General features: G+C 38.7%; 17 protein-coding genes and 1 pseudogene. 6 read left to right on the forward strand and 12 right to left on the reverse strand.

Features of this window, described 5'->3' with window-relative positions; translation table 11 throughout:
• Positions 1–113 precede the first annotated feature (113 nt).
• Together DQL14_RS04730 and DQL14_RS04735 are read left to right on the forward strand one after the other, a co-directional pair.
• Positions 114–2,099 carry a porin family protein gene (locus tag DQL14_RS04730; protein WP_108168921.1) on the forward strand — a complete coding sequence of 662 codons (1,986 nt, stop codon included), beginning with the start codon at positions 114–116 and terminating at the stop codon, positions 2,097–2,099.
• A 189-nt stretch (positions 2,100–2,288) separates the two neighbouring features.
• Entirely contained in the window at positions 2,289–3,509 is a 1,221-nt protein-coding gene (locus DQL14_RS04735) for an HD domain-containing protein (protein ID WP_108168922.1), read from the forward strand.
• Positions 3,510–3,620: 111 nt separating this feature from the next.
• Here the strand turns inward: DQL14_RS04735 and DQL14_RS04740 are convergent, their stop codons facing one another.
• From DQL14_RS04740 to DQL14_RS04760, 5 genes are all read right to left on the reverse strand, one after another.
• Positions 3,621–4,865 carry an RNA polymerase factor sigma-54 gene (locus DQL14_RS04740; RefSeq protein ID WP_108168923.1) on the reverse strand — a complete coding sequence of 415 codons (1,245 nt, stop codon included), beginning with the start codon at positions 4,863–4,865 and terminating at the stop codon, positions 3,621–3,623.
• A gap of 2 nt (positions 4,866–4,867) precedes the next feature.
• On the reverse strand, positions 4,868–5,590 hold the full coding sequence (gene lptB, locus DQL14_RS04745; protein WP_000353240.1) for an LPS export ABC transporter ATP-binding protein: 723 nt from the start codon (positions 5,588–5,590) through the stop codon (positions 4,868–4,870).
• A 12-nt stretch (positions 5,591–5,602) separates the two neighbouring features.
• Positions 5,603–6,004, reverse strand: a complete 402-nt coding sequence (tsaE, locus tag DQL14_RS04750) for a tRNA (adenosine(37)-N6)-threonylcarbamoyltransferase complex ATPase subunit type 1 TsaE (RefSeq protein ID WP_001201276.1) — start codon at positions 6,002–6,004, stop codon at positions 5,603–5,605.
• A complete protein-coding gene (locus DQL14_RS04755; protein WP_108168924.1) occupies positions 6,001–7,761 on the reverse strand; it encodes a DNA polymerase III subunit gamma/tau in 1,761 nt (586 codons plus the stop codon). The genes tsaE and DQL14_RS04755 overlap by 4 nt, the downstream gene beginning before the upstream one ends.
• A gap of 68 nt (positions 7,762–7,829) precedes the next feature.
• A complete protein-coding gene (locus DQL14_RS04760; protein ID WP_000498386.1) occupies positions 7,830–8,462 on the reverse strand; it encodes a LysE family transporter in 633 nt (210 codons plus the stop codon).
• A gap of 270 nt (positions 8,463–8,732) precedes the next feature.
• On the opposite strand from DQL14_RS04760, the gene DQL14_RS04765 reads away from it, so the two are divergent.
• The 3 genes from DQL14_RS04765 to sabA (DQL14_RS04775) all read left to right on the forward strand — a co-directional run bounded on the left by DQL14_RS04765 (position 8,733) and on the right by sabA (DQL14_RS04775) (position 11,876).
• Positions 8,733–9,155, forward strand: a complete 423-nt coding sequence (locus DQL14_RS04765; protein ID WP_108168925.1) for a DUF1104 domain-containing protein — start codon at positions 8,733–8,735, stop codon at positions 9,153–9,155.
• A gap of 28 nt (positions 9,156–9,183) precedes the next feature.
• Positions 9,184–9,642, forward strand: coding sequence for a sialic acid-binding protein (locus tag DQL14_RS04770; RefSeq protein ID WP_108168926.1), 459 nt, complete (start codon positions 9,184–9,186; stop codon positions 9,640–9,642).
• Between the two features lie 392 nt (positions 9,643–10,034).
• The gene (gene sabA / locus DQL14_RS04775) at positions 10,035–11,876 is read left to right on the forward strand and encodes a Hop family adhesin SabA/HopD (RefSeq protein ID WP_145986697.1); all 1,842 of its coding nucleotides are present in this window, start codon (positions 10,035–10,037) and stop codon (positions 11,874–11,876) included.
• Positions 11,877–11,950: 74 nt separating this feature from the next.
• Here the strand turns inward: sabA (DQL14_RS04775) and DQL14_RS04780 are convergent, their stop codons facing one another.
• Entirely contained in the window at positions 11,951–13,282 is a 1,332-nt protein-coding gene (locus tag DQL14_RS04780) for an anaerobic C4-dicarboxylate transporter (protein WP_108168927.1), read from the reverse strand.
• 74 nt (positions 13,283–13,356) lie between these two features.
• Here DQL14_RS04780 and DQL14_RS04785 point away from each other — a divergent pair, with 74 nt between their 5' ends.
• On the forward strand, positions 13,357–14,403 hold the full coding sequence (locus DQL14_RS04785) for a type II asparaginase (protein WP_108168928.1): 1,047 nt from the start codon (positions 13,357–13,359) through the stop codon (positions 14,401–14,403).
• A gap of 140 nt (positions 14,404–14,543) precedes the next feature.
• On the opposite strand, the pseudogene sabA (DQL14_RS04790) reads toward DQL14_RS04785, so the two are convergent.
• The 6 genes and pseudogenes from sabA (DQL14_RS04790) to DQL14_RS04815 all read right to left on the reverse strand — a co-directional run bounded on the left by sabA (DQL14_RS04790) (position 14,544) and on the right by DQL14_RS04815 (position 21,123).
• Positions 14,544–16,494: pseudogene (gene sabA, locus DQL14_RS04790) on the reverse strand (Hop family adhesin SabA/HopD).
• Between the two features lie 220 nt (positions 16,495–16,714).
• A complete protein-coding gene (locus DQL14_RS04795; RefSeq protein WP_108168930.1) occupies positions 16,715–17,632 on the reverse strand; it encodes an outer membrane beta-barrel protein in 918 nt (305 codons plus the stop codon).
• Complete coding sequence (locus DQL14_RS04800; RefSeq protein ID WP_108168931.1) at positions 17,602–18,588, reverse strand: tRNA dihydrouridine synthase; 987 nt, start codon at positions 18,586–18,588, stop codon at positions 17,602–17,604. Before DQL14_RS04800 ends, DQL14_RS04795 begins: the two co-directional genes overlap by 31 nt.
• Positions 18,589–18,681: 93 nt before the next feature.
• Positions 18,682–19,692: a tRNA lysidine(34) synthetase TilS gene (tilS, locus tag DQL14_RS04805; protein ID WP_108168932.1), complete on the reverse strand. Its 1,011-nt coding sequence runs from the start codon at positions 19,690–19,692 to the stop codon at positions 18,682–18,684.
• Positions 19,693–19,741: 49 nt separating this feature from the next.
• Positions 19,742–20,809, reverse strand: a complete 1,068-nt coding sequence (locus DQL14_RS04810; protein WP_108168933.1) for an HP0729 family protein — start codon at positions 20,807–20,809, stop codon at positions 19,742–19,744.
• 8 nt (positions 20,810–20,817) lie between these two features.
• On the reverse strand, positions 20,818–21,123 hold the full coding sequence (locus tag DQL14_RS04815) for a hypothetical protein (RefSeq protein WP_108168934.1): 306 nt from the start codon (positions 21,121–21,123) through the stop codon (positions 20,818–20,820).
• Positions 21,124–21,192: the final 69 nt, after the last annotated feature.

The following is a 21,192-nucleotide window of genomic DNA, read 5'->3' on the forward strand; positions in this document are numbered from 1 at the left end:
TTTGTTTTAATATGAAACACTAATCCCTTGTAAAAACTTTAATTTTCAAAAAATAAACAAACCATCCCCTTAAATTGTATAATAAAGACACTATAAACTAAAAAGAGATAACCATGAGAAAACTATTCATCCCACTTTTATTATTCAGCGCTTTAGAAGCGAATGAGAAAAATGGCTTTTTCATAGAAGCCGGGTTTGAAACTGGGCTATTAGAAGGCGTTCAAACGCAAGAAAAAAGACACACCACCACAAAAAACACTTACGCAACTTATAATTATTTACCCACAGACACGATTTTAAAAAGAGCGGCTAATTTGTTCACGGACGCTAAATCCATATCACAATTAAATTTTTCATCTTTATCTCCTGTTAAAGTGTTGTATATCGGTGGTAAATTAACTATAGAAAACTTCCTACCTTATAATTTAAGCAACGTGAAGCTTAGTTTTACAGACGCTCAAGGCAATGTAATCAATCTAGGCGTGATAGAGACTATCCCCAAACACTCTAAAATTGTTTTACCTGGGGAGGCATTTGATAGCCTAAAAGAGGCGTTTGATAAAATTGGTCCCTATACTTTCTTTCTTCCAAAATTTGAAGCCACTAGCACTTCTATTTCTGACGCTAACACGCAGAGGGTGTTTGAAACGCTCAATAACATTAAAACAAATCTTATAATGAAATATAGTAATGAAAATCCAAGCAATTTCAACACTTGTCCTTACAATAATAATGGTAATACAAAAAATGATTGTTGGCAACCTTTCACCCCACAAACCGCAGAAGAATTCACCAATTTGATGTTGAACATGATCGCTGTTTTAGACTCCCAATCTTGGGGCGATGCGATCTTAAACGCTCCTTTTGAATTCACTAACAGCTCAACAGATTGTGATAATGATCCTTCAAAATGCGTAAATCCCGGAGTAAATGGGCGTGTTGATACTAAAGTTGATCAACAATATATACTCAACAAACAAGGTATCATTAATAATTTTAGAAAAAAAATAGAAATTGATGCGGTTGTTTTAAAAAATTCAGGGGTTGTAGGGTTAGCCAATGGATATGGTAATGATGGTGAATATGGCACATTAGGAGTAGAAGCCTATGCCTTAGAACCCCAAAAACTCTTTGGTAATGACCTTAAGACTATCAATTTGGCTGATTTAAGGACCATTTTGCATGAATTCAGCCACACCAAAGGCTATGGACACAATGGGAACATGACCTATCAAAGAGTGCCAACCGGTCAAACTGAAAATGGCAAGCCAAAAGATTCTGATGGTCTCCCCTATAACGTGTGCTCTCGCTTCAATGGTTCAGGTCAACCCGCTTTCCCTAGCAACTACCCTAATTCCATCTACCACAATTGTGCGGATGTCCCGGCTGGGTTTTTAGGGGTAACAGCAGCGGTCTGGCAGCAGCTTATTAATCAAAACGCTTTACCGATCAACTACGCTAACTTGGGGAGTCAAACAAACTACAACCTAAACGCTAGTTTGAACACGCAAGATTTAGCCAATTCCATGCTCAGCACCATTCAAAAAACCTTTGTCACTTCTAGCGTTACTGACCACTATTTTTCAAGCGCTTCACAGAGTTTTAGAAGCCCTATTTTAGGGGTTAACGCTAAAATAGGCTATCAAAATTACTTTAATGATTTCATAGGATTGGCTTATTATGGCATTGTGAAATACAACTATTCTAAAGCCCTTAATCAAAAATTCCAGCAATTGAGCTATGGTGGGGGGATAGATTTGTTGTTGGATTTCATCACCACTTACTCCAATAAAAATAGCCCTACAGGCGTTCAAACGAGAAAGAATTTTTCTTCCTCTTTTGGTATCTTTGGGGGGTTAAGGGGCTTGTATAACAGCTATTATGTGTTGAACAAAGTCAAAGGGAGCGGTAATTTAGATGTGGCTACTGGGTTGAATTACCGCTATAAGCATTCTAAATATTCTGTAGGGATTAGCATCCCTTTAATCCAAAGAAAAGCTAGCGTCGTTTCTAGTGGTGGCGATTACACGAACTCTTTTGTTTTCAATGAAGGGGCTAGCCATTTTAAGGTGTTTTTCAATTACGGGTGGGTGTTTTGAGCGTGAAATGAATTGATAGAAATAATATTTTTTAAATAAAAGCCTTATTTTTGTCTTTTTTTCGTATAATAGGATTTAAGTTAGTATTGATAGTGGTGCGTTAAGATTTTTCAATCTTGTGCGATAAAATCAACGCTTCTTAATAAGCTTATAGTTTTAAACATTCAAAATAGTATAAAAAGGAAAGTCATGTATGCGGCTCATCCTATTAAACCCCTAAAAGCCCCCAAACTCAAAACTCAATTTTTGAGGCGTGTGTTTGTGGGCGCGTCTATTAGGCGCTGGAATGACCAAGCATGCCCTTTGGAATTTGTGGAATTAGACAAGCAAGCCCATAAAGCGATGATTGCGTATCTGCTCGCTAAAGATTTAAAAGACAGGGGTAATGACTTAGATTTGGATCTTTTAATCAAGTTCTTTTGCTTTGAGTTTTTGGAGCGCTTGGTTTTAACCGATATTAAACCCCCTATTTTTTACGCCCTCCAACAAACGCACAGCCAAGAATTAGCTTCCTATGTTGTGCAAAGTTTGCAAGATGAAATTAGTGCGTATTTTTCTTTAGAGGAATTAAAAGAGTATTTAAGCCACAGGCCTCAAATTTTAGAAACTCAAATTTTAGAGAGCGCGCATTTTTATGCGTCTAAATGGGAGTTTGATATTATTTATCATTTTAACCCCAACATGTATGGCGTGAAAGAAATTAAAGATAAAATTGACAAGCAACTCCATAATAACGAGCATTTGTTTGAAGGGCTTTTTGGGGAAAAAGAAGATCTGAAAAAATTGGTGAGCATGTTTGGGCAGTTGCGTTTCCAAAAGCGCTGGAGCCAAACTCCAAGAGTGCCGCAAACCAGTGTCTTAGGGCATACCTTATGCGTGGCGATTATGGGGTATTTGTTGAGCTTTGATTTAAAAGCTTGTAAAAGCATGCGGATCAATCATTTTTTGGGCGGGCTTTTCCATGATTTACCCGAGATTTTGACCCGAGACATTATCACGCCCATCAAACAAAGCGTTGCGGGGCTTGATAACTGCATTAAAGAGATTGAAAAAAAGGAAATGCAAAACAAAGTCTATTCCTTTGTTTCTTTGGGCGTTCAAGAAGATTTAAAATATTTCACCGAAAACGAGTTCAAAAACCGCTATAAAGACAAGTCTCACAAAATCATTTTCACTAAAGACGCTGAAGAATTGTTTATGCTTTATAACAGCGATGAATATCTTGGGGTTTGTGGGGAGCTTTTAAAGGTGTGTGATCATTTGAGCGCGTTTTTAGAAGCTCAAATCTCTCTTTCTCATGGCATTTCCAGTAACGATTTGATTAAAGGAGCTCAAAACCTTTTAGAATTGCGATCCCAAACGGAATTGCTTGATTTAGACTTAGGGAAGTTGTTTAGGGATTTTAAGTGATTTATAGATCTACTTAATAGAGTATTAGTTATAAAATCTAAAAAATACTCAAAAGTATTTTAATTTTATCATTCACGCTCAATGAGAGCGAAATCATTTGGTTGGTTATTTTCAAGCACGCATCAAATAGAGCTTTTTCCTCTCGCTTGAAGAAGCGATGTTGAGCAGTTGGCGGTATTTGGTGATCGTTCTTCTTACCATTTTCAAATGGAATTTTTCTTCAATGAGTTCTAAAATCTTAGCGTCGCTCAAAGGCTCTTTTTTGTCTTCGTTTTTGATCAATTCTAAAAGATAGTCTTTAATCACAGCGTTTGAAGTCTCGCTGTTGTCTAAGGCGGTGCTAAAGAAATGCTTAATTGGGAAAACCCCCCTTTGACATGCCAAATATTTATTAGAAATAGCCCTTGAAATCGTGCTTACAGAGTGGTTAAACTCATTGGCTAAATCCAATAATTTTAAAGGGCGCAATTTTTTACCCTTAAAAAAATCGTATTGATACTCTAAAAGCATGAGGCCGATTTTATAAATCGTGGCTTTTCTCAAATTTAGCGCATCAATCAAATCTTTAGCCTCTTTTAATTTTTCTTTTAAATAGCCACTATCCTTAAAGCGATTTTCTTCTAAACTGATCGTTGGGTAGCTTTCATCATTCAAACGCACGATGATTTCACCATCCACTTCTAGAATAAAAAGTTCAGGAATGACTTCTATTTCTTTTTCTAAAAACTCAATGGCTGGGGGGTTTTTAAAGGATTTTAAAATCTTTAAAGCCTTTTCGTAATAAAAATCTTTAGAAAATTCATGGTGTTTTTCTAAATTTAAAATGATTTTTCGTGCTTCTTTATAAAGCTCGTTATTGTCTAATTCCCTACTCTCTAACTGGAATAAAAAGCTCTCTTTCACATCTCTAGCGCCAATGCCGGCTGGATTAAGGTAACTAAAACGCTTGCGCACTTTTTCATAAACTTCGCTCTCTACCCCTAAAATTTTAGCCCTTTCTTCAATATTTTCTTCAAAATACCCTTCACTATCCAGCCCGCTGATAATATCCATAGCGATTTTTTGAGAGGTTTCAGTGGGAAAAAGGGGGGGAATGATTTGAGCCTCTAAAGTTTCAAAAAGGCTTTTAGATGCGATTGCGAAATTTTCTAAATGATCGCTGCTCTTTTTAGCGCTAAAACGATCGCTAAAATTTTTGATGCGTTTGTTTTCAATTTTGATTAAGGGGTTATCTAGGGCGTTTTGTTTCAACACTTCTTCTAAATCTTCAAGCTCGCTTTGTAAAATGGGGAGCCACCCTTTTAAAGTAGCGTTTAATTTGTTTTTAGGGCTAAGGTTTGTGCGTAAGATCGCCATGTTTATACCTTAAAATTTTCCCCTAAATAATACTTACGCACCAAAGCGTTTTCATAAATTTCATTAGCGTTCCCGCTCGCTAAAAGCGTGCCGCTTTTAATCACATACGCCCTATGGCACACGCTCAAAGTCTCTCGCACATTGTGATCAGTGATCAACACGCCGATGTTTAACTCAATCAAACTTTCAATAATCTTTTGAATATCAATCACCGCAATCGGATCCACGCCCGCAAAAGGCTCATCTAATAGCACGAATTTAGGGTTTTTCATTAAAGCCCTAGCGATTTCTACACGCCTTCTTTCTCCCCCACTCAAGCTCATGCCCTTACGCTCTCTTATGGCTTGGATATTAAAAGCGTCTAACAAGCTTTCCATTTTTTCTTCGCTCTCTTTAGAGTTTTTAAAAGTGCTTTCCCCTGCTAGGGCCAGATTCTCTTCTACGCTCAATTCTTTAAAAATGCTAGATTCTTGGGGCAAGTAGCCTATGCCTAAGTTAGAGCGCTTGTGTAAGGGGTATTTAGCTAAATTGACATCATTTAAATAAACGCTCCCCCCACTAGGCTCTAAAAGCCCGCATATCATGTAAAAGGTGGTGGTTTTACCCGCCCCATTAGGCCCTAAAAGCCCCACCACTTCGCCACTTTTCACTTCTAAAGAAACATCTGAAACGATTTTGGTTTTTTTAATCTGTTTGTTTAAATGCTCTGCTTTTAAAATATCCATTCAAGCGACCCTTTAAGCGATCTTTATTGTATAAAAACGGCTAGTTAATTCGGTTTTAATTTCCACAACCTTAATGGCTAAATCGTATTTTTTTAAAATTTTTTCTAATTTTTCATCGCCCCATTCCACAAAATGGATCCCCTTTTCCAACAAGCACTCCAACATGCCAAGCTCCAAGCAAGCCTCTAAATCGCGCATGTAAAAATCATAATGGAACACGCTCTCGCTATAAGCATGCATCAAGCTAAAGGTGGGCGAAGTCGCTTGAATGTCTAAACCCAAGCGTTTCAAGCACGCTTGAACTAAAGTCGTTTTACCGCTCCCCACAACGCCCTTTAAAAGCACCACCCCCTTAAAATCATCTTTTAAAATTGCAGCCGCCACTTTGTCTAACTCGTCTAAATGCGCTCTCATAACAATTCCACGCTTTTGATTTCAAACTCGCTCTTAATCTCTTCAATGAGATTGGAATGATTAGCCATGAATTCTTGCAAGGCTGTAGGGGCTTGTTTTGGTTGGGTCTCTTTAGTCTCTTTAGTCTCTTTAGTGTCGTTTTCTTTAGTTTCGTTTTCTTTAGTTTCGTTTTCTTTAACCTCTTGTTCTTTAATTTTAGTTTCTTTTCCAACCGTTTCTTTAGTTTCTTTTTCTTTCGTTTCAGCCGTCGTTTCGGTGGTTGGTTTGGGCTTTAAAGAGGGGAATTTAAATTCTTTAACCACTTCTGAAGCGCTTTTATTTTGATTTTTTAAAGCGATTTTGATATTTTCGCCCTTGCCAAAAACCCCATCAACGATACCTTTCACGATTTTAAAACGCTCTCTTAAAAGCTCTTTATCTTTATGGGTGGCTAAAGACTCCCAAGTCAAGGTTTTAGTCTGGCTGTCAAAATCAATGAAACGGATATTTTTTTCAAACACCACCCCTAATTCGTAATTGCGCTCATAAACCAATGTTTGAACTTGTTTGAAAAGGTTGTGAAAAATGCGATCTTTAGCTGAAAGCATGGGAGTTTGCGGGGTTTCTGCGTTCTCTTTTTTTTCTGGCTTTTCTATTTTCTCTATGCTTTTAAATTCTTGTTTAGGGGCGTTAGCGTTTTGATTTAAGGGCTGAAAAGCGCTTTCTTTACTTTGCTCTAATTCCAAAATCGCATCGTCTAGGGCTTTGAGCTTTAAAGCTTCTTTGAATTTCATTTTCAATAACAACAGCACAAAACTAGCATTTGCCCCTTCTTTTAAAAGGCTCAAACTGCTCATAATGATTTTAAAAAAGCGCTCTATCAAAAGGATGGAATACGAATCAGGGCTTAATAATTTCGCTTTCAAAAAAAGCATCATTTCTTCTAAAACGCTCTCGGTTTCATAATTTTCTAAAATGGCATAACGCTCTTGTAATCGCGCTTCATCTTGATTGATTAAGCTTTGGAAAAAATCTTCTAAAACGCTCCTGTCAATCGCTCCTAACATTTCAGCCACTTTGCTTTCTGTGATAGCGTTATCGCAATAATTGATGGCTTGCTCTAAAAGAGTGATCGTGTCCCTCAAGCTCCCTTGCCCGCTATGAGCGAGTTTTTCTAACGCGCTACTTTCATAGCTCACTTGTTCTTTTTCTAAAATGGTTTTTAAATGAGAAATAACGGAATTTTCAGGGATTTTTTTAAACCTGAAATGCTGGGTGCGGCTGAGTATGGTAGCGGGCAATTTCAAAGCGTCCGTTGTCGCTAAAAGGAATTTCACATGGCTAGGAGGCTCTTCTAAAGTCTTTAAAAGCGCGTTAAACGCTTCAGTGGTGAACATATGCACTTCATCAATGATAAAGATTTTATAGCGCCCAAAGCTTGGTTTGTAGCGGGTTTGCTCTATGAGATTACGGACATCATCAATCCCCCTATTAGACGCTCCATCCATTTCTATAATATCTATATGGTGGTTGTTTAAAGCACTCTGGCATTGAATGCAAGTATCGCAAGGCACGGCTTTTGGCCCTTCTTCACACATCAAAGCCCTAGCAAAAATCCTAGAAGAGCTGGTTTTACCCGAACCTCTTAACCCGCTGAATAAATAAGCGTTAGCCAAACGCTGGTTGTCTAGGGCTAAAGAAAGCGTTTTAGCCACGCTCTCTTGACCGACTAGCTCGCTAAAATGTTTGGGGCGGTATTTTAACGCTAAAACTTGCATATTGATTGTAATCCTTAAAACTCATTTAGGAGTATTGTAATGCAAAATGACTTAAAACTAGCCCCTTTTTAGGTTTTACTCAATAACGCTAAAAAATCCCTGAATAAAGTAACGCTAAGCGTTCCCATGATAGCGGTTACAAAGAGATTCACCCCCATAAAGATTTTTTGGTTATTCAAAAGTTTAGAGCCATAGCGTAAGGACAGGGTGCATAACAATAAAAGCCAAGAAAGAGCCGCCGATAAAGTGCCGGCTAAAAAGACGAATTTTTGTGCTAAATTAAAAGACAAAGCGCTCGCGCCAATTAAAAACACCATTTCCAAATACACTTGAGGGTTGAGTAAGGTAACGCCTAAAGTGAATAATAAGGTCTTTTTTAAGGATAATTTTTTAGGGGTTTGGACTTGCTTCTTTTTAAAGGTTTGAAAAAGGGTTTTTAAAGCTAAAAAAGCATAAAATCCGGTAAAAACCGCCCCGAATAAATTCAAAAACAAACTCAAATAAAGGTTTTTAGCGAAATAAGCCCCCACGCCAAACACGCCCATGCTCATTAACACAATATCGCACATAAAACACAGAGCGCAAATCAAAAACACATAATTCCTAGCCATGCCTCGCTCTACAATGAACAAGGATTGCGCTCCCACAGCCGCGCACAAAGAAATCGCTAAACCAAAACCTTCTATAAAAACCACAAACATCTTGATTAAATCCTTTCACTCAAAATAAGCCAAAAACTACCAACACCATACAAACCAATCATTCTAAAATGGTATTTTAAAATTTTAGGGTTTAAAACGACCTTTATAAATAAAAATTAAATGATGACACGCAATGGCTTTGCGCGAAATTTAAAAACCCCATTTTTTAGTGCTCTTAGTGGCGTTTGAGAATAAGTTAAGATTAACATGGTAAAATGCCAAAATTTGCTGTCGTCATGCGGCAAAAATTTAGACAACAAGGAATTGGGAATGAGAAGGAGTTTGGCTTTTTGCCTGTTAGCTTTGCTTGGATTACAGGTTTTAGGCGCTAGGGATTTTTCGCAACTCAAAAACGAAGAACTTTTAAAATTAGCAGGCTCTCTGCCTTCTAATGAAGCGATTGATTATCGCATGGAAGTGTCTAAACGCCTTAAAGCTTTAAACGCTGAGGACGCTAAGAAATTCCGTGCGAATTTCAGCCGGATCGCTAGGAAAAATCTTTCCAAAATGAGCGAAGAGGATTTCAAAAAAATGCGTGAAGAAGTGCGTAAAGAATTAGAAGAAAAAACCAAAGGTTTGAGCGATGAAGAAATCAAGGCAAAAGGGCTTAATGTGAGCGTTTGTAGCGGCGATACGAGAAAAGTTTGGTGTAGGGCTGTTAAGAAAAAAGACGAACATTGCTCTCCTAAGTGAGATAAAATTTAATTTAAAAGGATAAAACATGAAAAAAGCGTTGAAAATACTTTCTGTTAGCGCATTGCTATTTGTGGCTTTGAACGCCAAAGATTTCAGCAAAACAAGCGATGAAGATTTGGTTAAAATGGCTGGCGTTGTCGCTCCGCAGGATATTGTGGATTACACAAAAGAGTTGAAAAAGCGCATGGAAAAGATGCCTGAAGACAAGAGAAAGGCGTTTCATAAACAATTGCATGAATATGCGGTTAAAAACACAGACAACATGACCGTGGCGGATTTTGAAGCCCGCCAAAAAGCCGTTAAAGAAGCGCTTAAAAAAGGTAATATGGAAGACATGGATGATGATTTTGGGTTGAGATCATGCAAGCATGGGAAAAAGCACAAACACGATAAGCATGGCAAGAAGCATGGCAAAAAACATGACAAAGATCATGACGATAAAGACCATGACCACCATGATGAAGATCACAGCGATAAGCACTAAAGCTTAAACCACACCACTTTCTCTATCAAAGCTTCAAACCCTTTAAGCAGAAATCCTAAACGCTTTGAGCGTTTGGGATAAATGCGTTCTGTTAAGCGTTATCAAAATTCTGTTCTCATTAAATAGTGCTTATAAAATTCAAAAGATGGTTTCATTATTACAAAAATTAACACTCCAAAGATAAATAGTTAAAAAACACCCAAAAATCTTTTTTTTTTTGAAATCCAAAAAATTTATGGTAAAGTTAAACATATTGTAAATAAATTTTCATTTCTATTCATGTTTACAATAAAAAAATTACTTTAAGGAACATTTTATGAAAAAACGATTTTTTCTCTCTCTCTCTCTCGCTTGCGGTATCATCGCTCCACGCTGAAGACAACGGCTTTTTTGTGAGCGCGGGCTATCAAATCGGCGAAGCGGTGCAAATGGTGAAAAACACCGGCGAATTGAAAAATTTGAACGATAAATATGAGCAATTAAGCCAATCTTTAGCCCAACTGGCTTCGTTAAAACGAAGCATTCAAACGGCGAACAACATTCAGGCTGTCAACAATGCTTTAAGCGATTTAAAAAGCTTTGCGAGTAACAACCACGCAAACAAAGAAACATCGCCCATCTACAACACCGCGCAAGCTGTTATCACTTCAGTATTGGCTTTTTGGAGTCTTTATGCAGGGAACACTACCAGTTTTTATGTGACCGGTTTGAATGATGGATCTAATGCTCCTCTTGGAAGAATCAATAAAGATGGGAACTGCACAGGATTACAACAATGTTTTATGAACAAAAAAACTTATGATCAAATGAAAATGCTTGCCGAAAACCTCCAAAAAGCTCAAGGCAATCTCTGTGCCTTATCAGAATGCTCTAGCGATCAAAATGGAGACAAAACTTCCATGACTACAGCTCTTCAAACCGCACAAAAGCTCATGGATTTAATCGAACAGACCAAGGTTTCTATGGTGTGGAAAAATATAATCATCGCAGGTGTTTCAAACAGAGCTGGTGGTGCTGGCGCTATCACATCCACTGGTCCTGTAACCGACTATGCGGTGTTTAACAACATTAAGGCGATGCTACCTATCTTGCAACAAGCGCTCAAACTAACTCAGGACAACCACACCCTATCCACTAACTTGCAAGCTCGAGCTATGGGATATCAAACAAATCGTGAATTTGCTAAAGACATTTACGCTTTAGCTCAAAACCAAAAGCAAATCCTTTCTAACGCTTCAAGTATCTTCAACCTCTTTAATTCTATTCCTAAAGACCAACTTAAGTATTTGGAGAACGCTTACTTGAAAGTGCCACATTTGGGTAAAACACCTACTAATCCTTACAGACAGAATGTGAATTTGAATAAAGAAATTCAGACGATTCAAAACAATGTAGATAATTATGGCAATCGGTTGGATTCGGCTTTAAGCGTGGCTAAAGATGTTTATAACCTAAAATCCAATCAAACAGAGATTGTAACCGCCTATAACGACGCTAAGAATTTGAGCGAAGAGATTTCTAAACTCCCCTATAATAAGGTCAATGTAACAAACATCGTTATGTCGCCTAAAGATTCTACAGCGGGCCAATACAACTACCAGATCAACCCAGAGCAGCAATCCAATCTTTCTCAAGCTTTAGCGGCGATGAGCAATAACCCCTTTAAAAAAGTGGGCATGATCAGCTCTCAAAACAATAACGGCGCTTTGAATGGGCTTGGCGTGCAAGTGGGCTATAAGCAATTCTTTGGCGAAAGCAAAAGATGGGGATTAAGGTATTATGGCTTCTTTGATTACAACCACGGTTATATCAAATCCAGCTTCTTTAATTCGTCTTCTGACATATGGACTTATGGCGGTGGGAGCGATTTGTTAGTGAATATTATCAACGATAGCATCACAAGAAAGAACAACAAGCTCTCCGTGGGTCTTTTTGGAGGCATCCAACTCGCAGGGACTACATGGCTTAATTCTCAATACGTGAATTTAACAGCGTTCAATAACCCTTACAGCGCGAAAGTCAATACCTCCAATTTCCAATTTTTGTTCAATCTCGGCTTGAGGACGAATCTCGCTACAGCTAAGAAAAAAGACAGCGAACATTCCGCGCAACATGGCATTGAACTGGGCATTAAAATCCCCACCATTAACACGAATTACTATTCTTTTCTAGGCACTCAATTGCAATACAGAAGGCTCTATAGCGTGTATCTCAATTATGTGTTCGCTTATTAAAATGGTTTAGGCTCTCTTTTTTAAGAGGGTTTAGAAAAATCGCAACATCAAGCTTTTATCGTTGGTGGTAAAATCTACAAAACTAACGGCGCGACAACAAACCCTAACGCCACGCTCAAAGACACGACTAAAACCCCAGGGATCAAAAACGCATGATCAAACACGTAACGGCCCATTTTAGTGGTGCCGGTGTTATCCATAGCGATCGCTCCTAGTAAAGTGGGGTAAGTGGGTAACACAAACAACGCCGAAACGCTCGCAAAAGAAGCCACGATAATATACAAATGCTCTGTATGGTTAGCGCTAATGCCTAAGGCTGTGATCACGCTTGGGATGAGCGCTTTAGAGGTGGCAGCTTGCGAATACAAAAGCATGGAAGCCAAAAAGAGTGCTATGGCTAATAAAAATGGGTAATCAGCGATCAAAAAAGAAGCGTATCGCTTGATCTCATCTATATGATTGCTCACAAAAGTATCGCCCAACCACGCCACGCCCAACACGCACACGCACGCTTGCATGCCGGATTTAAACACGCTTGAATGAGCGATTTCATTAGCATTAATCTTGCAAAAAAGCACAATTAAAGTCGCCACGCTTAGCATGAAAGACACGATCGCGTAATCTCTGTCTAAAATTACCGGGCTAATTAAAGCGATATTTTTAGAAATCGCGCTCGCATAAAAAACGATCGCTACAACCCCACCGATAAAAATCCATAACGATAATTTCGCGCTTTTTAGGGTTTCTTTTTCTTCTTTGATTTTAGGGGGCGAAATTTTGCCCACTTTCAAGCGCTCTAAATAATGCGGATCGCTGTCTAACTTTAAATCAGTAAAACCCATAATAAACGCCGTGAGCATGCATGCTAAAAAAGTCGTAGGGATCCAAACCATTAAAAGGGTCAAGTAATTTGCTCCTAAAGGCTCTAAAATACCGCTCATAAACACCACCGCCGCGCTCACTGGGCTTGCGGTAATAGCGACTTGACTAGAAACGACTGCTAAGCTTAAGGGTGCTTTGGGTTTGATGTTTTGACTCTGACTCACTTCCACAATCACTGGGATCAAGGAAAAAACCGTATGCCCGGTGCCGGCTAGTATCGTTAAAAAATACGCCACGCTTGGCGCGAGGTAATTGATTTGCTTGGGGTGTTTCCTTAAAATTTTTTCAGCGATTTTGACTAAGTAATCCAAGCCCCCCGCTTTTTGCATGGCACTAATAGCGCTAATGACTGCCATGATGATTAAAATCACATCAAAAGGGATTTTGCCCGGATTTAGCCCCAAAAATAAGCATAAAATAAGCACGCCCAAGCCCCCCGCATAGCCCACTCCTAAACCCCCTAGTCTTGCCCCTAAAAAAAGCGAAAAAAGTAACACTGCAATTTGGAAAAAGGAATCCACCATTAACCCTTTTTAAATTTATTTTAACGATGTTTTACTATACTATAAAATCTTTTAATTTCAAAAGGTGGTCCATAATGAGAATATTTTTGAAATTGTTGATTCTTTTATTTTGTTTGAAGGGGCAGGTTATGGCTCAAAATTTACCCACCATTGCTTTACTGGCGACAGGGGGGACGATTGCAGGGAGTAGTGCGAGCGCGAGTTTGGGTAGTTATAAGAGTGGTGAGTTGGGCATCAAAGATATTCTTAAGGCTGTCCCTAGTCTCAACAAGATCGCTCGCATTCAAGGGGAACAGATTTCTAACATCGGCTCACAAGACATGAATGAAGAAGTATGGTTCAAACTCGCCAAACGCGCCCAAGAATTGCTAGATGATAGCCGTATTCAAGGCGTTGTCATCACGCATGGCACGGACACTTTAGAAGAGAGCGCGTATTTTTTAAACTTAGTTTTACGCTCCACAAAACCGGTCGTGCTGGTGGGAGCGATGCGTAATGCTGCTTCTTTGAGCGCGGATGGGGCTTTGAATTTGTATAACGCGCTGAGCGTAGCGACTAATGAAAAAAGCGCAAATAAAGGCGTGTTGGTGGTGATGGACGATAATATTTTTAGCGCTAGGGAAGTGGTTAAAACGCACACCACCCACACTTCCACCTTTAAAGCCTTAAATAGCGGCGCGATAGGGAGCGTGTATTATGGCAAGGCGCGCTATTACATGCAGCCTTTAAGAAAGCACACGATAGAGAGCGAATTTTCCATTTTAGAGCTCAACCCCCCCTTGCCTAAAGTGGATATCATTTACACGCATGTCGGCATGACCCCTGATCTATTCCAAGCGAGCCTAAACTCGCATGCAAAAGGCGTTGTGATAGCCGGGGTGGGTAATGGGAATGTGAGTGCTGGATTGTTAAAAGCGATGCAAGAAGCGAGCCAAATGGGGGTGGTTATTGTTCGTTCTAGCAGGGTAGGTAGCGGTGAGATTACTTCAGGTGAGATTGATGACAAGGCCTTTATCACAAGCGACAATTTAAACCCCCAAAAAGCCAGAGTGCTTTTACAACTCGCTCTAACTAAAACGAATGATAAGGCAAAAATCCAAGAAATGTTTGAAGAGTATTAAACGATTTTCTTAGATTACCCAATTATCAAAGATAATTGGGTGATTTGGTTTGTTTTGTTTTTGACTTTATTTTCATCAAATATTGATAACTATCAAAATAGATTTGATGAAGCTCCCCCTTTTTTTTAAAAAGAGAGTTTTTAATACGCAAACACATAATTGAGATACACGCTATAGAGCCTTCTGTATTGCAATTGAGTGCCTAGAAAAGAATAGTAATTCGTGTTAATGGTGGGGATTTTAATGCCCAGTTCAATGCCATGTTGCGCGGAATGTTCGCTGTCTTTTTTCTTAGCTGTAGCGAGATTCGTCCTCAAGCCGAGATTGAACAAAAATTGGAAATTGGAGGTATTGACTTTCGCGCTGTAAGGGTTATTGAACGCTGTTAAATTCACGTATTGAGAATTAAGCCATGTAGTCCCTGCGAGTTGGATGCCTCCAAAAAGACCCACGGAGAGCTTGTTGTTCTTTCTTGTGATGCTATCGTTGATAATATTCACTAACAAATCGCTCCCACCGCCATAAGTCCATATGTCAGAAGACGAATTAAAGAAGCTGGATTTGATATAACCGTGGTTGTAATCAAAGAAGCCATAATACCTTAATCCCCATCTTTTGCTTTCGCCAAAGAATTGCTTATAGCCCACTTGCACGCCAAGCCCATTCAAAGCGCCGTTATTGTTTTGAGAGCTGATCATGCCCACTTTTTTAAAGGGGTTATTGCTCATCGCCGCTAAAGCTTGAGAAAGATTGGATTGCTGTTCTGGGTTGATCTGGTAGTTGTATTGGCCCGCTGCTGGGGCGTTTTGATTGTGAGGTAGTGTAACAATGTCTTTTGTATTGACTTGGTTATAGGGAAGTTTAGAAATCTCTTGACTCAAATTATTAGCGTTGCTATAGGCTGTTACAATGTTTGCTTGATTGGATTTTAGGTTATAAACATCTCTAGCCACGCTTAAAGCCGCATCCACCCGGTTACCATAATAACTCACGTTGTTTTTAATCGTCTGAACTTCTTGGTTCAAATTCACCACTTGTCTGTAAGGGTTAGTAGGCGTTTGACCCGCATTGGGTATTTTCAAGTAGGCTTTCTCTAGATACTTATACTGCTCTGCAGGGATAGAACTAAAGAGGTTGAAAATGTCTTTGGCGTAAGAGATGACTTGCTTTTGGTTTTGAGCGAAAGTGTAGATGTCTTTAGCGAATTTGGGGTTTGTTTGAGATCCTGTGGCTTGAGCTTGCAAACTAGCAGATAGGGTGTGGTTACTTTGAGAAAGCGTAACCGCTTGTTGCAAAATGGGTATCATCGCCTTAATGTTGTTAAACACCGCGTATTGAGTGGGGTAGCCAGTGGAATTGATAGCACCGGATTTGTTTGAAACGCCACTGATGACGATATTTTTCCACATCATAGCCGTCTTAGTGTTTGCGATTAAATCCATAAGCTGTTGCGCCAAATTAAGAGCGTTGCTTACGGTTGAGTTTGGCGAGTTTGAACCTTCTGTTGCAGCACACCCGGATAAAGCGCAAAGATTGTTCGCTTTAGTGGCAGCGTTTTGTTGGGCTGCTTGGAGACTTTCAGCGAGTTTTTTCATCTTATCGTAAGTGGTTTGATCCATCGCGCAGTTTTCAATTCCTGAGCAGTTGTCTATAATCGTTTTAAAAGGAGGGTTACCCTGGACATTAGCGCGTTTTTGATCATTCTTATTAACCACAAAAAAAGTGAAGTAGTTCCCCGCATAAAGACTCCAAAAACCCAATACTGAAGTGATAACGGCTTGCACGGCGTTAAAGATGGGCGATTGGGTGGTGCTGTTATAGTTGTTGTTGGTAAAGCTTTTTAAATAGTTTAAAGAGCTATTGACCAGCTCAATGTTGTTGGCGTTTTGAATGCTTTGCTTCAATGAAGCCACTTGATTCAAATACTGGTTTAATTGCTCATATTTGTCGTTCAAGTTTTTCAATTCGCCAGTGTTTTTGACCATTTGCACCGCTTCGCCGATTTGATAGCCCGCGCTCACAAAAAAGCCGTTGTCTTCAGCGTGCAAGAGCGATGAAGCGAGAGAGAGAGAGTAAAATTGTCTTTTTCATAAAATGTTCCTTAAAGTAATGTTTTTGTTGTAAGAATATCATGAAGTGATAATATATTTACAATGAACCTAATTCTACTATAAATTTATTGGATTTCAAAAAAAAAAAAAAAAAAGATTTTGGGGTATTTTAACTTATTTATCTTTGAAGCGTTGAATTTTGTAACGATAAAACCATCTTTTGAATCTTATCATCAGTATTTAATAAGAACGAAGCCAAACTAAAACAAGAACGCGTAGCTGACAAAAACTTCTTTATTCCTAAAAACGCTGAAGTTTTGTCGGATCGTTTGTTGCTGCCACACATTGCTAGAGCCAAAGTTTTTCCAACTTTGCGCGCTCAAGCTATAATAAGGGATTTTTAACCCCACATTAAAGCGGTTGCGCTTGCCTATATACAAAGAACCCCCAAAATTCACAAAAAACCCCCCACCCGCTGCAAAAAATTTATCGTCTTGATTCGTGTTTTGGTTTTTATATTGAGAACTCCATAATATTGCGTATTCCACCCCACCCCCACCAAACACGCCTATTTTAAAAAACAGCATTTTTTCTGTTTTTAAAGCGAGTTTTAAAAGGGTGTCTATAGGGAGATTAACAAACACATTCACATTCAAACCAAACGCCATGAAATGCCCGTTATTGAAAAGGAAGTTTTGAGGGTTTGGGGTTTTTTGCAAATTCAAAGAGCCTTGAGTGTTTGAAGCAATATCGTAGGTTTTAATCGCGCTTGGGTCATAATTGGCTTGGGATAAAAGGGTGTTACCCCCCACTTTTTGACCCAATTGCGCTTTAGCGTATTCTATATCCCCCCACACCCTTAATCCTAAAATATGGTATTTATCAATAGCTATTTCATCGCCTATTTGCCCGGTATAAGACAGGTTTTTACCCCCCTTATAATGGGCTTCTAATTTCTCGCCATAACACACGCTGCTAGGGCAAGTGGGGTTGTCTTTATAGGCTTGTTGTCGCATGCTTGTACGCGTGCTAGCCCCTGTGCCTAGCCTAAAACCTAGATAAATGTGGTTTTTCGTTTTAAAAAAAGGCGTTTTTTCAGCACTATTGCCCCACAAAACCCCCAAACTGGCTAAAAAAACAAGCGCTTTCAAACACTTTTTTGATTCAATTCTACCCATAATGGCACTTCACTTTGCAACATTTCTTGATTAAAAAATTCCTCTATACCCTCTCGCATGCTCTTTATTTCTGTAAGGGTATTGACACAATTACGAAACGCGCTCGCTTGCATTTCGCCCTTAGCGTAAGCATGCAAATTTTTCCTGAACATGATCACCCCCCTATCCCCATAAAACTCCACCATTTTATCAAAATGTTCTAAAACCAGATCTTTTTTCACGACTGCGGGTAATTTTGTGGTGTTGTTTCTGATTTGCCAAAATATCCATGGGGCTCTTAAGGCTGCTCGCCCTATCATTAGCCCATCAGCTTGCGTAATTTGCAAAACTTCAAAGGCTTTTTTCACGCTGTCAATTTCGCCATTGGCTATCACCGGCTTTTTTAAAATCCCTTTCATTAAAGCGATGCTTTCATAATCTATTTTGTCTTTTTGGTATTTGTCGCTTCGTGTCCTCCCATGCACCACCACATAATCCACCGGCGCATCATTTAAGGCATGAGCGATTTCTTTAGGGATTTTCTTTTCAAAGCCTAAACGCACTTTCACGCTTGTGATTTTTTTATTGGTGTTTTCCCTGATGGTTTTTAAAAGCTTCACTAAGTGGTTTAAATCCTTCAATAGCCCGCTACCATTACCATGATTAGCCACTTTAGGAGCGGGGCAACCGCAATTAAAATCAATCCCATTCACATGCTCTAAAGCGTTGATTTTCTCCACCGCTTCTTTGACTACGCTTTCTTTAGAGCCTGAAATTTGTGCCATGAAATGATCTTCTAAAGGGGATTTTTCTAACATTTTAGAAGTTTTATCAAACGCATACACTAACGAATGCGAGCTCACCATTTCGCTTGTGGTAACATCCACGCCAAATTTTTTCACCACGCTTCTGAAAGGCAAATCCGTATAGCCTGCCAAAGGGGCTAGAAAAAGCCATTTTTTATTTTTAAAGTCCATCCGCTCTCATATCAAAGTTTTTTGCTGTATTTTGACACAATCAAGGTTAAAAAGCGCTTTAAAAACTTATCGCTTGATTGAAATTAAGCTCTTTTATAGATCCATTAAGCTCTGTTTAAAACGGGTTAAAAAATCATGCGTTGGTTGTTTTAAAAACTCTGCGTATAAAACAGGCCGTAAGCGTTTAGGGATATCCAACCTCCTGGCTCTGTCTTTAAAATCCTTTGGCATGCTTAAAATTTTTTGGGGTTTAAAAGCGATAAAAACATGCTCTTTATCCTTTTCAATGATGAATTTTTGAGCGATTTCTAGGCTAAAAAAATGGCGTTTGATTTCTTCTTTTTGAGAAAAGCTCAACACATACCCCTTTTTCTTTAAGATTTTATCCACCATAAAAAGCGCGTTTTGCGAACGCTTGAAAAAAGTGATCCCATGCATTTGTGAAACGGGAATCAAAGGATAAAGCCGCTCTTTTTCTCTATCTAAAAATTTAAAACTTTGGATAATGCCCTTAGAATAATGTTGCATCAAGGAGTTAGCGTAATGTTTCCTGAAAAAATTGCGTTTGAATTTTAAAGAAGAATTAGAATCATCTTCAAAAAATTTCAAATCTTTAGCGAGCGTTTTAAGGGTGTCTTTAGGGGTGTAGAGTAAGGGGCGAACGATCGCATAAGATTTTCTTTTTTCATAGGCTTGAAAGCTTAAAAGCGTGTTTAATCCGGCACCTTTACTTAGTTGCATCAAAAACCATTCCAGTCTGTCATTCAAATGGTGCGCTAAAATCAAATGCTTGTAAGAATGCTCTTTTGTTAAGGATTCAAAAAAATCATAACGGATCTTTCTCGCTTGCATTTCAAAATTGCGCTCAATCTTTGGAGCGTAATGGATATAGCATTTTTTATGGTGTGTTTTTGCGAGTATTTGAGCGTGTTGGATGATTTCAAGGCGTTGTTTTTGCGTGTTATAATCCACTAAAGCGATGTCAAAAGCGATATTTTCTCCAACTAAGAGATGGAACAAGCAAACAGAATCCAACCCACCCGAAAAGCCCAATAAATTTTTCCCCTCTCTTAAAGGCTCTAAATAATTTTTAAAATCTTGCATTACACGATCGGCACTGGGCTTGATAGAGCGTCTTCTTTCATGCAATTTTTCATGCCATTTCCTTGCGAGTCAGAATGCTCTTCAACAAGCTCGCGCCTTCTATGCCTAAAATTTCGTTCCTGAGTTTTTCCACTTCATGCAAACTTGGAGCTTTTTTGTGGACGGCTTCGTTGCGGATCTCTTGAATGAGACTTAGGCTTCTTGAAAAAGGATAATTGATGAATCTTTTTAAGTTTTCTTCTAAATGGCATTGGATTTTTTCGTGTTTGAGTAAAAATTTAACGCTCCAAAAATTAGGCTTTTGAGTGAAAAAATCTTCAAGTATCAAAGATTTTCCTTGGACTTTATAAGCTAAATCATAAAGGCTGGGATCTTTTGCGCAAGCCTTTAAAAGAACTTTTTTAGCAAAAAGATAAATTTCGTATTCTAAGGTTTTGGAGTATTTGACGATGATGCTTGTAAAGTCATTCAAAAGATCGTTTTCGCTTTGTAAAAGCTCTAACTCTGCATGAATGATGTTATTGATGCTGTCAGGGTGTAAGAGGTAAAAAAGCCTTTTTCCAAAAACAAAACGCATGAAATTTTCTTGCATAGTTAAATATTCTTTGCTTTTATACACGCTCAGATAATGCTTTTCATCGCCTAAAAAATAAGAACGCTCCTCTTTCAATCTGACCGGCAAAGGATAGACATAATTATTCCCATAAATGGCGTAAGTGTGGTTGTTGGGCGCGATGAAATTGGATAAAAATTGATCCCTTAAAAGGCTGAAGTCTTCCCTGACTAATTCCCTTAAATCGCTGATAATAAAAAAGTCTTCCACTTCCAAATTTTTTTCTTTATAGTAACTAGGAATCAAACCCTCATCAATCTCTTTAGAAACCTTTATCACCTTAGCGGCAAACAAATTAGCGTAATCGGTCAAAAAAAGCTGCAAAAAATTTTCTTCATTGGTGGCTTTGTAGATTTCTTCTAAGGAGTCTTGCTTTTCTTGATCGTTGAGCTTTGATCGGATTTTACCAAAACCCACTTGGGATTTTTCCTGCAAAACGCTTAAATGTTGTTGGATGACATCTTTTTGATAGTAAGGGTTATAAAGGATTAAAAGGTGGTTCATGCCTTGTCTTATTTTAAGATTTCTTTAAGGTTTTGCTTGATCTCGTCAGGATTTTGTTCGTATTCTTGGATGAGATCTTTTAAAATTTCAAACAATTCGTCAAAATCTTGCGGGTGCTCTTTCTTAAATTTCACTACCAAATCCAAAGTCTTGCCCGCCTTGTTTGATGGATCGTTTTCGCCCTCAAGAGCGTTTTTTATATCCAAAACCATATTGGCAATGCGAGCGCTCTGCATGGGGCTTGAGATGCGTTTGAATAAAAAACCCTTAAGCGCGTTTAAAAGCTTAAGAGTTGGGCAAATTTTAGAAAACATCGCCTTTCCTTTAAAAGATTTAAAACAACGCTTACTAGCCAAAAACTAGCAAGCGTTCTAGCGTTGGCG

The sequence above is a fragment of the Helicobacter pylori NCTC 11637 = CCUG 17874 = ATCC 43504 = JCM 12093 genome, assembly GCF_900478295.1.
Lineage (GTDB): Bacteria > Campylobacterota > Campylobacteria > Campylobacterales > Helicobacteraceae > Helicobacter > Helicobacter pylori.

Coding starts and splice junctions, on each gene's coding strand:
- DQL14_RS04815 (WP_108168934.1), bottom strand. CDS start 21,123: ATGTTTTCTAAAATTTGCCCAACTCTTAAGCTTTTAAACGCGCTTAAG.
- DQL14_RS04785 (WP_108168928.1), top strand. CDS start 13,357: ATGAGAATATTTTTGAAATTGTTGATTCTTTTATTTTGTTTGAAGGGG.
- DQL14_RS04735 (WP_108168922.1), top strand. CDS start 2,289: ATGTATGCGGCTCATCCTATTAAACCCCTAAAAGCCCCCAAACTCAAA.
- DQL14_RS04795 (WP_108168930.1), bottom strand. CDS start 17,632: ATGGGTAGAATTGAATCAAAAAAGTGTTTGAAAGCGCTTGTTTTTTTA.
- DQL14_RS04730 (WP_108168921.1), top strand. CDS start 114: ATGAGAAAACTATTCATCCCACTTTTATTATTCAGCGCTTTAGAAGCG.
- DQL14_RS04770 (WP_108168926.1), top strand. CDS start 9,184: ATGAAAAAAGCGTTGAAAATACTTTCTGTTAGCGCATTGCTATTTGTG.
- DQL14_RS04800 (WP_108168931.1), bottom strand. CDS start 18,588: ATGGACTTTAAAAATAAAAAATGGCTTTTTCTAGCCCCTTTGGCAGGC.
- lptB (WP_000353240.1), bottom strand. CDS start 5,590: ATGGATATTTTAAAAGCAGAGCATTTAAACAAACAGATTAAAAAAACC.
- DQL14_RS04760 (WP_000498386.1), bottom strand. CDS start 8,462: ATGTTTGTGGTTTTTATAGAAGGTTTTGGTTTAGCGATTTCTTTGTGC.
- DQL14_RS04765 (WP_108168925.1), top strand. CDS start 8,733: ATGAGAAGGAGTTTGGCTTTTTGCCTGTTAGCTTTGCTTGGATTACAG.
- DQL14_RS04755 (WP_108168924.1), bottom strand. CDS start 7,761: ATGCAAGTTTTAGCGTTAAAATACCGCCCCAAACATTTTAGCGAGCTA.
- tsaE (WP_001201276.1), bottom strand. CDS start 6,004: ATGAGAGCGCATTTAGACGAGTTAGACAAAGTGGCGGCTGCAATTTTA.
- DQL14_RS04740 (WP_108168923.1), bottom strand. CDS start 4,865: ATGGCGATCTTACGCACAAACCTTAGCCCTAAAAACAAATTAAACGCT.
- tilS (WP_108168932.1), bottom strand. CDS start 19,692: ATGCAAGATTTTAAAAATTATTTAGAGCCTTTAAGAGAGGGGAAAAAT.
- DQL14_RS04810 (WP_108168933.1), bottom strand. CDS start 20,809: ATGAACCACCTTTTAATCCTTTATAACCCTTACTATCAAAAAGATGTC.
- DQL14_RS04780 (WP_108168927.1), bottom strand. CDS start 13,282: ATGGTGGATTCCTTTTTCCAAATTGCAGTGTTACTTTTTTCGCTTTTT.